The organism is Galactobacillus timonensis, from assembly GCF_900240265.1.
Classification (GTDB): domain Bacteria; phylum Bacillota_I; class Bacilli_A; order Erysipelotrichales; family Erysipelotrichaceae; genus Bulleidia; species Bulleidia timonensis.
The window spans coordinates 2,159,841-2,173,640 of the sequence record NZ_LT964739.1 but is presented as its reverse complement, the minus strand read 5'-3'; the positions used below and the strand labels follow the sequence as shown (position 1 = coordinate 2,173,640).

The 13,800-nt window shown below is 53.2% G+C and carries 14 protein-coding genes; all 14 read left to right on the top strand.

Annotated features, from left to right (window positions below):
* Positions 1-8: 8 nt before the first annotated feature.
* Positions 9-308: a DUF1292 domain-containing protein gene (locus C1714_RS10325; protein WP_102343084.1), complete on the top strand. Its 300-nt coding sequence runs from the start codon at positions 9-11 to the stop codon at positions 306-308.
* Positions 283-1,380, top strand: coding sequence for an endolytic transglycosylase MltG (gene mltG / locus C1714_RS10320; RefSeq protein ID WP_102343083.1), 1,098 nt, complete (start codon positions 283-285; stop codon positions 1,378-1,380). Before C1714_RS10325 ends, mltG begins: the two co-directional genes overlap by 26 nt.
* A gap of 11 nt (positions 1,381-1,391) precedes the next feature.
* Positions 1,392-1,781, top strand: coding sequence for an NUDIX hydrolase (locus C1714_RS10315; RefSeq protein ID WP_102343082.1), 390 nt, complete (start codon positions 1,392-1,394; stop codon positions 1,779-1,781).
* Positions 1,778-2,410, top strand: a complete 633-nt coding sequence (udk, locus tag C1714_RS10310) for a uridine kinase (protein ID WP_102343081.1) — start codon at positions 1,778-1,780, stop codon at positions 2,408-2,410. Before C1714_RS10315 ends, udk begins: the two co-directional genes overlap by 4 nt.
* Positions 2,411-2,471: 61 nt before the next feature.
* Positions 2,472-2,942 carry a transcription elongation factor GreA gene (gene greA, locus C1714_RS10305; protein WP_102343080.1) on the top strand — a complete coding sequence of 157 codons (471 nt, stop codon included), beginning with the start codon at positions 2,472-2,474 and terminating at the stop codon, positions 2,940-2,942.
* 77 nt (positions 2,943-3,019) lie between these two features.
* Positions 3,020-3,496 (top strand): helix-hairpin-helix domain-containing protein, encoded by a 477-nt coding sequence (locus tag C1714_RS10300; protein WP_102343079.1) that lies wholly within the window; start codon positions 3,020-3,022, stop codon positions 3,494-3,496.
* On the top strand, positions 3,493-5,418 hold the full coding sequence (locus tag C1714_RS10295) for an MBL fold metallo-hydrolase (protein WP_102343078.1): 1,926 nt from the start codon (positions 3,493-3,495) through the stop codon (positions 5,416-5,418). Before C1714_RS10300 ends, C1714_RS10295 begins: the two co-directional genes overlap by 4 nt.
* Positions 5,419-5,425: 7 nt before the next feature.
* Complete coding sequence (gene holA, locus C1714_RS10290; protein WP_102343077.1) at positions 5,426-6,424, top strand: DNA polymerase III subunit delta; 999 nt, start codon at positions 5,426-5,428, stop codon at positions 6,422-6,424.
* On the top strand, positions 6,421-6,930 hold the full coding sequence (locus C1714_RS10285; RefSeq protein ID WP_102343076.1) for a DNA-deoxyinosine glycosylase: 510 nt from the start codon (positions 6,421-6,423) through the stop codon (positions 6,928-6,930). Before holA ends, C1714_RS10285 begins: the two co-directional genes overlap by 4 nt.
* Positions 6,911-9,103 carry a peptidase U32 family protein gene (locus C1714_RS10280; protein ID WP_102343075.1) on the top strand — a complete coding sequence of 731 codons (2,193 nt, stop codon included), beginning with the start codon at positions 6,911-6,913 and terminating at the stop codon, positions 9,101-9,103. Before C1714_RS10285 ends, C1714_RS10280 begins: the two co-directional genes overlap by 20 nt.
* A complete protein-coding gene (gene mscL / locus C1714_RS10275) occupies positions 9,078-9,509 on the top strand; it encodes a large-conductance mechanosensitive channel protein MscL (protein ID WP_102343074.1) in 432 nt (143 codons plus the stop codon). Before C1714_RS10280 ends, mscL begins: the two co-directional genes overlap by 26 nt.
* Positions 9,510-9,578: 69 nt before the next feature.
* Positions 9,579-12,515 (top strand): AAA family ATPase, encoded by a 2,937-nt coding sequence (locus tag C1714_RS10270; RefSeq protein WP_102343073.1) that lies wholly within the window; start codon positions 9,579-9,581, stop codon positions 12,513-12,515.
* Positions 12,512-13,483, top strand: a complete 972-nt coding sequence (gene ftsY, locus C1714_RS10265) for a signal recognition particle-docking protein FtsY (protein ID WP_102343072.1) — start codon at positions 12,512-12,514, stop codon at positions 13,481-13,483. The genes C1714_RS10270 and ftsY overlap by 4 nt, the downstream gene beginning before the upstream one ends.
* Positions 13,470-13,799 carry a YlxM family DNA-binding protein gene (gene ylxM / locus C1714_RS10260; RefSeq protein WP_102343071.1) on the top strand — a complete coding sequence of 110 codons (330 nt, stop codon included), beginning with the start codon at positions 13,470-13,472 and terminating at the stop codon, positions 13,797-13,799. The genes ftsY and ylxM overlap by 14 nt, the downstream gene beginning before the upstream one ends.
* Position 13,800 lies beyond the last annotated feature (1 nt).

Sequence of the window (13,800 nt, the reverse complement as noted above, 5' to 3'; positions counted from 1 at the left end):
AGAATGAGATGAATATGGAAGAAGATGACCGCCTGGTATCGATCCAGGATGAAGACGGCAATGAATACAGGGTGGAAAAGATTGCTGAGTTTGATTCCAAAGACGGGCTGAAGCACTTTGTGCTGATCAAGGATCCGGCCGATGAGGATGAGGACAGCGTTTATCCGATGTATTGTACAGAGGATGATTTCAACCTGGTGGATGTTACGGATCCGGAAGACAGAGAATTCTGTGCCGAGGTTTTGGACGCTCTGCAGGGCGTGGAAGGACTGCTGAAGACCGATGACGAAGAAAAAAAAGAGAACTAAGAGCCGTCATCTGAATCTGAAGGCTGTATTCTGTCTCATTCTGCTGGTGGTGCTGGTGGTTTTTCTTGTGATCGGCTTCCGCTACCGTTCGGCACAGAAGCCTGTGCAGCAGGAAAGTACGCCGGTGACGATTACGATTGACTCCGGCGTTTCGGCGCGCAATGCGCTTGCGCAGCTGCAGGATGCGGGCGTGATCCGGGACGGGACGATGGCCTACCTTTATGCGCGTCAGCACGATCTGACGGCCATTAAGGCGGGTATCTACAATCTCGATGCGTCCTGGGATCTGAATACGATTCTTGTGACGCTCAATGATCCGACGGCGGCGATCGTAGACCAGGTGACGGTGACGATTGTCGAAGGCGACTGGGCAAAGGATGTGGCAAACAAGATCGGAGCTGCGACCAATGTGAGCAGCGATGATCTGATTGCCAAGTGGAATGATAAGGATTACGTCCGTTCACTGATGAGCGATTATCCGTTCTTGACGGAAGATGTGTTTAACAGTGATACGCGGTGCCTTCTGGAGGGGTATCTGTTTCCCAATACCTACAACTTCTACCCCGAGACGGATGCGGATACGATTACGCGGACGCTGCTCAACGGCCAGCTCACCGTCTACAACGAGCTGAAGGATCAGATGAGTGCTTCCAGTCTCACCATTCATCAGATCTATACGCTGGCTTCGATTATTCAGTATGAAGCCAGTACGCCGGAAGATATGGCCAAGGTTGCGCAGGTGTTCTACAACCGGCTGGCGATCGATATGCCGCTGCAGAGTTCGGTGACGGTGTGCTATGCGATTGATCTGAACCGGGATACGGACAGCTGGAAGGCGTGTGAAGTAAACTCGGACTATGACAGTCCCTACAATACCTATCTTCATACGGGTCTTCCGCCGGGACCCATTCTGAATCCGGGGCGGGATGCGCTGAATGCGGTGCTGAATCCGGATACATCGATGGACGGCTATTACTATTTCATGGCGGATGTGACGACAGGGAAGATCTACTATGCCAAGACCCTTGAGGAACATAACGCCAATGTAAAGAAATACGACCAGGTGAACTGAGCGGGCGGACAATGATTGAAAGCAGCTGTGTCTATCTGATTCAAGACAGGAAGTGGCTTTTCCTGGAACGCAACCGGAAGAAAAACGACCTGAATCATGGCTATTGGATCGGCATCGGCGGTAAGAAAGAAGCCGCTGAAACGATTCGTGACTGTGCCCTGAGGGAAGTGATTTCGGTATATACTGCATCGTCGTGGACGGGAAGTCTGCAGCCGGATCCGGAAGGTACGCTTGGCTGGATCCGGGAAGAGGATGTTATGAAACTTCATCTTTGGCCCGGAGACCGGATTTTTCTGGAACGGATGTTGAAGAAGGATGTGCCGTTTTTCTATCACATGGTTTATGATGCGCAGGGACAGCTGGTGGAAGTGAAAGAACTGCCGGCGGAGGGAGAACTATGAAAAAGCCAGTGCTGATCGGAATTGCCGGGGGAAGTGCTTCGGGCAAGACGAGTGTTTCGCGGCGGATTCAGCAGGAGTTCGGAGACACGAACACGGTATTGATCATCCGGCAGGATGACTACTACAAGGATCAGTCGGACATGACGATGGATGAGCGGACGAAGGTCAACTATGATCATCCCTTTGCCTTCGACAATGATCTGTTCGTTGCGCAGCTGAAGCAGCTGATGAATCATCAGGCCATTGAGAAACCGACCTATGATTTTGTGAAGCTGACGCGCAGTCCTTTGACGGAACATTGTGAGCCGGCCGATGTCATCGTTGTGGAAGGGCTCTTTGTTCTGGAGGATGAGCAGATCCGGTCGCTGCTGAACATTAAGGTGTTCATCGATGCGCCGGCCGATGTTCGTTTCATTCGCCGTCTGATACGTGACGTCAAGGAGCGGGGACGGAATCTGGACTGGGTTGTGGATCAGTATCTCGGTACGGTTCGTCCGATGCATGACATTTTCATTGAGCCGAGCAAGCGCTATGCGGACATTATTATTCCCCAGGGCGGTCAGAATGAGGTCGCCGTGGATCTTCTGAATACAAAAATCGCGAGTATCATCCATCATCCGCTGGACTGAGGCTGGCGGAGGCCGGATCTCTGCGCTATAATTTCTAAGCAAAAATCGGGAGGTTTTAACTGTGGCAGACGCAAAGAAGACTTATGTAACAGAGCAGGGTTTGAAAGACCTGCAGGATGAATACAACACACTGGTTCATGTGACACGTGAAGAGGTCAAGGCGGAACTCAAGGAAGCACGTTCGCTGGGTGACCTTTCCGAAAACGCGGATTACGATGCGGCGCGTGATAAGCAGGCGCAGGTTGAAAACCGGATTGCGGAACTGGAAGAAATGCTCAAGAACTATGAGATCATTTCGACCAAGGGAAATTCGAAGACGGTCCGCATCGGTTCGACAGTTCAGCTGCAGTTCCAGGATACGAAGGAAGAGGCGGTTTATTCGATCGTCGGCCGTACCGAAGCAGATCCGTTGAACGGCAAGATTTCCAACGAAACAGCGCTTGCCCAGGCCATCCTTGATAAGCGTGTCGGCCAGACAGTTGAAGTCAACTGCAAGAAGCCGTACGAGGTTACGATCATTTCCGTTAAGTAATCCCGGCCATTTCATTTCAATTTCTTTTCGGAACGTTACTCTCTTTTGTCTAGAAACAGACAGAAGGGAGTTTTTTTATGAAGCGAATCATCATCTTTGCGCTGCTTGTCATCGCCGCATTTTTTACGCCCTTTGATCTGATGAATCTCGAAGCTCTGCAGGGCGATTCGATTCAGGTAACGATCCGGGGCGAAGTGGAACAGCCCGGCACCTATCGGCTCGAGCGTTACGCAACCATCGAAGACGGCCTGCAGAAGGCGGGTATCAAGGAAACCGCGGATCTTTCCAGCCTCAATCCACTCGCCATTCTTGCGGACAGGGATGTGCTGAATGTCCCGGCGAAAAAGGAGGAAGGGGACCTTCCACTGGTTTCGATCAATACGGCCAGCCAGCAGGAGCTCGAAACTCTTCCCGGCATCGGTCCCGCCATGGCCCAGCGGATCATCGCCGATCGCAATGAAAACGGCCTCTTTCAGACGATTGAAGATCTGACGCGCGTCAAAGGAATCGGAGAGGCATCGCTGGAAAAACTGAAGGATCGGATCCGGCTTTGAAATCCATCGTCCTGATATCCGTTCTTTCCATCTTCTGCGCCCTGGCAAAAGACAGGGCACCCGTAACGGCCGGCTGTCTTGCCATGGTGTTTCTCCTGATGCGGGAGGGAAAAGAGAAGCGATCGTGGCTGCTTGCCGCAGCGGTATTCCTGATGATTCTTTTTCCCCGCTTCTCCAGCCAGCCGCCAACGATCAGCACAGGCCGCGTTGTCCATATCTCCGCCGGGTCTTTCTGGCTTCAACGCGGAAGGCAGAGAGTTCTTGTCTACTGTTCGGATGTTCCTGTTCTGGACAGTACTGTAACGGTTTCCGGAACGCTGGGTAGTGTACAGGAAACACCCGGGTTCTACCGCTTTGACTTTTCTTCCTGGGGAAGAAGAAACGGGATTTATTACACCCTGCGGGCGGACAGTGTGAATGTTGTGAAGCAGACGGTTTCTCTTCGCGGCCTTCTTCAAAGGAGGGTGCTGTCGATCGAAGAGGAAGAAAGCCGCATGCTGGCGATGCGCATTCTTTTCGGTGTACGTCTGCAGGAGGATCTATTTGAAAGTCAACTGGAGGCGGGAGGCTTTTCGGTCAGCGGCGTCATTCTGCTGGTGCGGATGATGCTGGAGCGTTTCTTCCACGAGAAGGAGAGGAACCGGATCGAACTGGCTCTTTGTATCGGTTTAAGCGTCTTCTACCATTTTCCGATCCTGCTGGTGTCGCGGTTGATCGCATCGCTTCTTCGCTTTTCGTCCTGGAACGGCCGGCAAAGGACATCCGTATGGATCATTGCATTACTGTCATGGAAACCAGAGAGTGCATACAGCGCCGCGTTTCTGCTGCCGTGTGCCATGCGGATGGCCGGGTCGTTCGCCGAAGAAAGAAGCCGGCGCAGCGCTGCCCTGTTTTACAGTCTTCTTGTGCAGAGTGTGCTGTTTCATCAGGTATTTCCGCTAACGATGATCGGCTTTTCATTCCTCATGGCTGTCAAGGGAGGGGTCTGGCTGCTGGCGCTGATCACGGTATTGTCAGGTTTTCATTGGCTTGGCAGTGTTTATCTTCTGGATTCCGTTCTGGTGCTGATCGAACGGTTCCGGTTTGCCGGAAGTGTTGTTGGCCCGGGCCTGGTGCTCTTTGTGATCGCCTGTTCTTTGATCTGGCAGCGGGAACACCGCTACCGTTACGGCATTGTCATTCTGCTTGTATTTCTAAGGCTCGGGCTGTTTCATCCCTTTGCGGAAGTAACGGCCATCAATGTCGGCCAGGGGACAAGCATCCTTTTCAAAGGGCCCTTCAATCGCTCGGCCGTCCTGCTGGATACGGGAAAGCCGGCCGAAGCAGACAACGTGATGGCCTTTCTTCAGGCCAAGGGAATCATCCGGCTTGATGCGCTGCTGATATCCCACAGCGATTCGGACCATTCGGGTGGAGTTACAGATATTGCCGAAGCCTATCAGCCCTTGCAGATCGTGATTGATCATCAGGAAAAGATAGTGGCTGGCGATTTTACCTTCTATGACCTCAATGAACTGAAGACGGAGGATGAAAATCAGAGTTCCCTTGTCCTTTATACGGAAGTTAACGGCATCCGCTATCTCTGCATGGGCGATGGAGATGAAGTGACGGAAGAAGCAATCCGCAGAAAATACCTTGATCTTGGTGCGGATGTACTGATGCTCGCACACCATGGAAGCGCAACCGGAAACAGCGAACGCTTTCTCGATCACGTTCAGCCGGCTCTGGGCATTATTTCCTGCGGCGCCTACGGTCTTTACCATCATCCTTCGCCGATCGTCATCCAGCGGCTGCTGAAGCGTCATATTCCCTATGTTCTTACCAGAGAACAGGGCGACATCACCGTCTTTGCGATCGGTCCCTTCAATGTCCTTGTTACAAGCCATCCAACCATCGGCCTGATTGCCCGCGGCGGGTTATAATTGAGCCGTGATCTATCTTCTGAGTGGAAAAGAAATCTATCTTCTGGTCAAACGGCGGAAGGAAATTATTGAAAAGACCGGCGCAGCTGCGGAAAACATTACGGTTTTTGATGCGTCCAATCCCAAATTCAACATTGAGAATGCGATTGCGGCCTGTTCCACGTTTTCCCTGTTTTCGGATCGGCGTGTTGTTGTGCTGGATGATCCGTGGTTTTTGAATCCCAACCGCAAAGGGACTGACAAGCCTGCCAAAGCAAAGAAAAACACCGGTGACAATGCGTCAATTCTGGCCTCCTACCTGCAGAATCCCAATCCGGATTGCGATCTGATCTTCTATTGCGACGGGTTTGCGGCGGACCAGCGTACCCGTGAATACAAGCTGATGAAGCCGCTGATTGACAAGGGTCTGATCAGCGAATACTCCGTCAAAACCTATAAGGCGTGGGAAATGCCGAAGGTGCTGGATGATCGTCTGAAGGCACGGCATCTGCGCGTGGATGAAGCCGCAAAACAGGAGCTTCTGTTACGGATTGACGGCAGTCTTTCGCAACTGGAACAGACGCTCGACAAGCTGGAACTGTACGGCAAAGGTACCTACAGCCTGGAAGACATTGAACATCTGACTTCGATCAATACGGAACAGCTGATCTGGAAGCTTTGCAATGCGATGAGTGCCGGCAGCGCCCGTGATACGATCCGCTATTACCACCAGCTGACATCGCTGACCGAGACATCCGTTCAGCAGCTGATTGCCTCGATGGCCATGGTATTCCGCCGAATGTACATCAGTCTTCGCTGCTATGAAAAGGGGATGCCGGATGAGATGATACGTACCCAATACGGCATCCGCTTCCCGGATCTTGACCGCCGCAGTGCCGGCGGCAAACGAAGCCGGTACTATCTGCAGCTTCTGGTGGAGCTGGCGGATGTTGATCAGGGCATCAAGAACGGGTCGATTGCCAATGGAAACCTCGCCCTGGAACAGGTTCTCTGGAGACACCTATGAAGAAGAATCCGGAACGGGAAGCGGTTGTTCATCCCTTCGGGCCGATCTCTGACACTGACTCCAGGGTATTGATTCTCGGCTCCTTTCCTTCGCTTGTCTCGCGCGAGCAGAATTTCTACTATGCCAACCCCCGCAACCGGTTCTGGCCCGTTCTTTCCGCGGTCTTCGATGATGAAAGCGGCCGAACGATTGAAGAGCGCACGGCGTTTCTGCACCGGCACCATGTGGCGCTCTGGGATGTGATTGCCTCGTGTACGATTCATGCCAGCAGCGATGCGAGCATTCAGGATGTGAAGGTCAACGACATCCAGTCGCTGGTGGATGAAAGTCGGATCTCTCACATCTATACGGCGGGGTCGCGGGCATTTGAGCTGTATGAACGCTTTCGTCCCTGTACAATCGATGCCGTATGTCTTCCCAGCACTTCACCCGCCAATGCGCGGATGAAACTGCAGGATCTGATTCCCTATTACAAGGTGGTACGCAATGATGTTGAAGAAGGTTGAACTGCTCGCGCCGGCGGGCAATATGGATGCGCTCCATGCGGCGGTGAGTGCCGGAGCGGATGCGGTATATCTTGGCAGCACTTCGTTTTCGGCCCGTGCCTTTGCGGGCAATTTTGATCATGAACAGATGAAGGAGGCGATCCGCTACTGCCACCAGCGCGGTGTTTCCGTCTATGTCACCATGAATACGCTGCTGTTTGAAGACGAACTTGACAGGGCGATGGAAGAGGTGGACTTTCTCTATCACGCTGATGCAGATGCGCTGCTGGTACAGGATCTCGGCCTGTTTCAGAAGGTTCGTATCTGCTATCCGGATTTTGATCTGCACTGCAGCACGCAGATGCACATTCATAATGCGGACGGCTGCCGGTTCATGAAGAGGGAAGGCGCGAAACGTGTCGTTCTGGCCCGTGAAACGCCGTTACAGTTGATTCAGGAATGCGTCAGCACAGGCGTCGATATCGAAGTGTTCTGTTACGGAGCAAGCTGTATCAGCTATTCGGGGCAGTGCCTGATGTCGGCAGAGGTGAAAAACCGCTCCGGAAACCGCGGCATGTGTGCACAGATGTGTCGCCTTCGCTACACACCGCTCAAAGACGGGAAACCGCAGCCGTGCCCGGATGGAGATTATGTCCTTTCGCCAAAGGACATCAATCTCATTGAGCGGGTTCCGGATCTGATTGCGGCCGGGGTCTCTTCTTTGAAGATTGAAGGGCGGATGAAGCGGCCGGAATATGTATATCTGGCGGTAAAGACGTTCCGGGAAGCAATTGATGCCTGCTATGCCAATCAGCCGTATCACCTGAGTGCCAAGCGTGATCAGCAGCTGAAGCTGATGTTCAACCGCGGCTTCTCTGAGGGTCATTTTGCAGGAGCGTCCGTTGAGGACCGGATGTCGCATTATCGTCCGAATCATCGCGGCATTGAAATCGGAACGGTGGTTCAGTTCCGGAATGGTAGAGTACTTGTTCAGCTGTGTCAGCCGCTGCACCAGCACGATGGTCTGCGCATTGTCAATACGCCGGTTGATACAGGTCTGACGGCGGTCAAGATTGAAAAAAACGGCCTGCTGGTCAACAGTGCTGAGGCGGGCGATAAAGTATGGCTGGAATGCCATTCCAAACCGGTCCCGAAACGGGGACAGAAGGTATTGAAAACAAGCAGTGCCGAGCTGCTGGATGAAATTGACCGCGAGATTGCTGATCAGCCCAAACGGCGTGAAGCTACCGTCAGCTATCAGGCAAACGTCAATGAACCGCTGCGGTTGACGGCAGTGCTTGGCGGTACATCCGTATCGGTTGTCAGTGAGCAGGCGCTCTTGGCTGCACGCAATGCGCCTTTAACACGGGAAAAGCTTGAAGGTTCCCTGGCCAAAACGGATACCGCCCCGTTTACGGCCGTCTTTGATCATTCTGCGTCGGTTCTTGGAAATGTCTTTATTCCCGTATCGATGCTCAATGAGCTGCGAAGAAATCTCTACGGAAAGCTGATGGATGCGCTGACGGTTGTGCATGAACGCAGTTCTGTGCAGCCGTACCGTCTCGAGGTTTCAAAACCGCATGCTGAGCCATGGCGGATTCTGGTAAGCAGTGGAAGTGAAGAATCCGCTAACTCTGACACCCGCTTTCTTGACGCAGATGCCGTTATGCCAGTGGTTCATGAAAACGCTGTGTCCGCTGAAAAATACGGTCCGGGATCGGTACTTTCTTCGGCTGGCGATTTCTTTGTTTCGAGCGGGAAAACAGGTTATATCGCGGGTATGACGATGAATCTTTCCAATAGTGCGGCGATCGCCTTTGCGCTTTGCCATGGATGTTCGTCGGTGATCTTTTCCTCGGAGGTTCCGGAGCTGGAGATTGCGCACAGTCTCAAGGTATTCCGCTCCACCTATGGCTTTGTGCCGGTTACGTACCGGCTGGTATACGGGCGCCGGACGCTGATGTACGTCAAAGGCGGGTTCATGGAAGCATCGGCAGATGCGCTTGAGGATCTGGAGGGGCGCATCTATCCATTGCGTCAGGGCCCGTTCCTTACTAAAATATTGGCACCGGAACCTTATCGTTCGCGGAACCAGTACTGCTATGGAAGCTTCATTATCTTCAGCGGGGAAACGGCATCAAAACAAAGGGAGGTTATCAAAGAGGCATATGAAGAAGTTCTTGGAAGAGTTTAAGGCGTTTGCGTTTAAGGGCAATGTATTCGACATGGCTGTCGGTATTATCATCGGCAGCGCCTTTACGGCAATTATCAATTCGTTTGTCAATGACATCATCAGCCCGCTGCTTGGCTTGTTTGGAACGGTAAATCTGGACAACATGAGCGTCGTTCTAAAGCAGGGAGCGGATGCGGATTCTTCGGTTGTTCTGAATTACGGATCCTTCATTTCGGCAGTTATCAATTTCCTGCTCATGGCATTGATCCTGTTCCTGATGGTCAAGGCTGTTAACCGGGCCCGTACGGAAGCTGAAAAGTTTGCCAAGAAGGAAGAAGCACCGGCCGAGGCGCCGAAGAAGAGCGACGAGCTGGTCGCACTGGAAGAGATCCGCGATCTTCTGAAGGCACAGGCGGAAAAGAAGTAAAATGGAGTGCACACGGCAGAGACTTCGTGTCTCTGCTGTTTTGCGTGATTGAGATACTGGAGGTTTTTCATGTTTTTAAAGCGCATCGAAATGCAGGGATTCAAATCCTTTGCGGATCGAACCATTATTACGTTTGATGATCCGATTACGGGGATTGTCGGGCCGAACGGCTGCGGAAAATCGAATATTACAGATGCCGTGCGCTGGGTATTAGGCGAGCAGTCGTCCCGTTCCATGCGCGGCGAACATATGAGCGACGTCATCTTTTCCGGCAGCGCTGACCGCAGACCCATGAACATGGCCGAGGTGACGCTGGTCTTTGATAATGCGTCGCATGTGCTCAACAGTGATCAGCAGGAGCTGGAAGTGACACGCCGCCTGTATCGTTCCGGTGATGCGGAATATCTGATCAACCGTCAGAATGTACGTTTGCGCGATGTCGTGGACCTGTTTCTGGATACGGGACTGGGCAAGGATTCTCTGAGCATCATCTCGCAGGGCAATGTTATCGCCTTTGCGGAGGCGAAGCCTCTGGACCGTCGGCCGATCTTTGAAGAAGCCGCCGGCGTTGCCAAATACAAGAAGCGCAAGATCGAGTCTTTGTCACGTTTGGATCGTACGAAGACCAATCTTGACCGTTCCCAGGATATTCTGGCGGAACTTGAAAAGCAGGTTTCGCCGCTGAAGCGGCAGGCGCATAAGGCCGAAATCTACCGGGCAAAGAAAAAGCGTCTCGAAGAGATTGAAATCACTGTGCTGGTGCAGGAGATCGATGATCTCAATGTTCAGGTCGATGATGCCAGAAAGTCTCTGTTAGATGCCGAAAGTGCGGCGCAGATCGCCTCCACAAGCATCCAGGTATCGGAAACCAGGCTCGGGCAGCAGCGTCAGCAGTCCTCACAGCTGGACCGGGAAATCAACGCCCTCCAGGAGGAACTGCTCAAGAATGTCGATGCGGTCACGTCTTTGGAAGCAAGGCGTACCGAGATGGATGAGCGGCGCAAATACATCATTGAAACCGGCAGCCGCGAGGAGCGGATCAAGGAAACACAGGCATTGCTCGAGACGGCGCGACAGGAATACGAAGACCGTAGGAACCGCTATACGGCACTGGATCAGGCCATGAAGCTGGATGAGGAGAAGCTGACCCAGAGTTCACAGAACCTCTTCGATCAGCGCAGTGCCCTTGAACAGGCACAGTCGCTGCTGCGCAGCCTGCAGAATCAGCAGACCTATCTTGAAAACATGATGCGCGACCCGTTCCAGGGACGTCAGTCCGGTACCCGTTCCATCATGGAAAACCGCAATGCGCTGCACGGCATTCTCGGCGTCATCGGGCAGGAGATTCATGCCAAGGATGGCTATGAGCAGGCTGTCTCCGAAGCCCTTGGTGGAGCGATGTACAACATTGTGACCGTGGATGAGCAGTCTGCCCGTGATGCGATCCGTTTTCTGAACCGCAACCAGTCGGGTCGGGCGACGTTTCTGCCGCTGACGGTTTGCCGGCCGCGCTATGTGTCGCAGGAAGCCCTTGCCATCTGCAGCGGTACGCAGGGATATCTTGGTACGGCATCGTCATTTGTTGAGACGGATGCAAAGTTTCAGCCTGTTGTCGATGCGCTGTTGAACAATGTACTTGTCGTTGATTCAATGGAAGCCGGCAACAATCTTTCCTCTTTGACCAACCGTGCCTATAACATCGTGACCCTGAACGGGGAAGTGATTCACCGCGGCGGTTCGATGACCGGCGGCAAGCAGAAGCACAATACGACCCCTGTTACTGTGGCCCGTGAGCTCTCCCGCGTCAAGGAGGGCATCGATGCCCAGACGGCAAAGGTCAAGCTGCTGCAGAAGGCGGAAATGGATGCCTCTGCGCAGGTGGAGGCTCTGAAGAGCCGTCTGAGTCAGAACCGTGTCTCCAAAGCGTCGCTGGAACCGGTCATGGATGCCAAGAAAGCCAAGATGGACAAGCTGTCCAATGATCTGGCCCTGCTTGGCGCCAAGAGTGAGGAAACCGCGGACGAGGCTCAGAATGAGACCATCGCAAAGCTCAATGAAGCCTACCAGCGGCGTGACACCATTACTGCCGAGATCCGGACCAAGCGTGAAGAAAAGCAGTCGCTGCAGCAGGATATTGACCGTAAGGACCAGCAGCTGCATCAACTGCGCAAGGACAAGGAACGTGCCGATGCGGCAGCTAGTGCCATCAAGGTGGATGAAGGCCGGCTCGAGGCGAAGATTGAAAACAATCTGCAGCGGCTTGCGTCGGAATATCAGCTGACCTATGAATTCGCCAGAACCAAGGTCAGCGGTGAAAAGGTCGAAAATGCGCGCGAAGAAGTACTGCAGCTGCGGGCGGATATCGAGCGTCTTGGCAACGTGAACATGGAGGCTCCTGAACAGTACAGTGAAGTCAATGAGCGCTACGAGTTCCTTAAGAAACAGATCGAGGAACTGACCGAGAGCCGCGACAAAATCCTGGCCGCCATCGATGAGATGGACCGGGTTATGGTGAAGCAGTTCAAGGAGATGTTTGACCGGATCAACGGCAGCTTCAACGATATCTTCCGTTCGCTGTACGGCGGCGGTAAGGCGCGGCTGATTCTCGAGGATCCTTCGGACATTCTCAATACGGGCATTGACATCGATGCCCAGCCTCCGGGAAAGGCGGTTCAGAACAACATGCTGTTTTCGGGCGGTGAGAAGTCGCTGATTGCGCTCTGTGTTCTGTTTGCAATCCTCAAGGTGAAGCCGGTTCCGCTGGTCATTCTCGATGAGGTTGAAGCGGCGCTGGATCAGGGAAACGTTGAACGCTTTGCGCAGTATCTGCACCAGTATACGGATCAGACGCAGTTCCTTGTTGTGACGCATCGTCCGGGCACGATGGAGAACTGTGATACGCTGTATGGCGTCACGATGCAGCATCAGGGTGTTTCCCAGATGCTCAAAGTTGAGCTGAAGGATGCCGTCGGTATGGCGGAGCCGGAAAAGGAGGCGCAGGCATGAGTATTCTTGATTCTTTGAAATCCATCTTCCAGAAGAAGGATGATAAGGCTGTCTATCTCAGCGGCTTCAAGAAATCGAAGGATTCACTGCAGGAAAAAAGCAGCAGCCTGAAGAAGAACTTCAAGGGCGTCGATGATGAGTTCCTGGAACAGCTCGAGATCGTTCTGCTGGAAAGCGACATCGGTGTCGAAACGGCGGATGCGATCTGCGAAAACATGAAGAAGACGGCGGATGAGTATGTCAATGTGTCGTGGAAGTGGGCCGTCAACTTTGTGATCCAGTCGATGAAGGATTTATACGAAGAGGTACCCGATGAGCCCATCCGCTGGAATGAGAACGGTCCGACCGTGATCTTCCTGGAAGGTGTCAACGGGTCCGGCAAGACGACGACGGCCGCCAAACTGACGGCTAAATACCAGGCGGAAGGAAAGAAGGTTGCGCTGGTGGCGGCAGATACGTTCCGCGCCGGCGCCATCGATCAGCTGGACACCTGGGCTGAGCGTCTCAATGTTCCCTGCATCAAGGGCCGTGAAAACGGTGATCCTTCGGCGGCGATCGTGGATGGCTGCCGGTATGCGAAGGAGAACAATATCGATGTGCTGCTGTGCGATACGGCAGGCCGCCTTCAGAACAAAGCCGGCCTGATGGCGGAGCTTGGCAAGATGAACCGTGTTGCGGGCCGTGAGATTCCCGGGGCGCCGCACAATACGTGGCTGGTTCTTGATGCGACGACGGGACAGAACGGTCTGCGGCAGGCGGAACTGTTTGATGCGGCGACGGATCTTTCGGGCATCATTCTGACGAAGATGGACGGTACGGCCAAGGGCGGCATTGTGATCGGCATCAAGCAGAAGCTGCATCTGCCTGTTCTCTTCATCGGTCTTGGGGAGAAGAAGGAAGATCTGCGTCCGTTTGATCTGGATTCGTATCTGTACAGCATTTCGCAGGGTCTGGATGATGCTGGATAAGATTACGGCGAATGCGCTGCTGGACTACTATGGAAATCTTCTGACGGAGCGGCAGCGTACTCTTTGCCGGTATTACTTCGAAAAGGATCTTTCCTATCAGGAAATCGCGGAAAATGAAGGTATTTCCCGCACGGCGGTATATGATACTATCAGTGTTTCGCGGACGCAGCTGGAGAACTATGAGTCTGTGCTGCATCTGTATGGAAATGCGCAGCGCCGCAATGCGCTGTATGAGGCGCTGGACAACGCAACAACGGATCCGGCCGTAAAGAATATAGTGAAACAACTCAGAAAGATTGAGACAGAAGGAGAGTAGT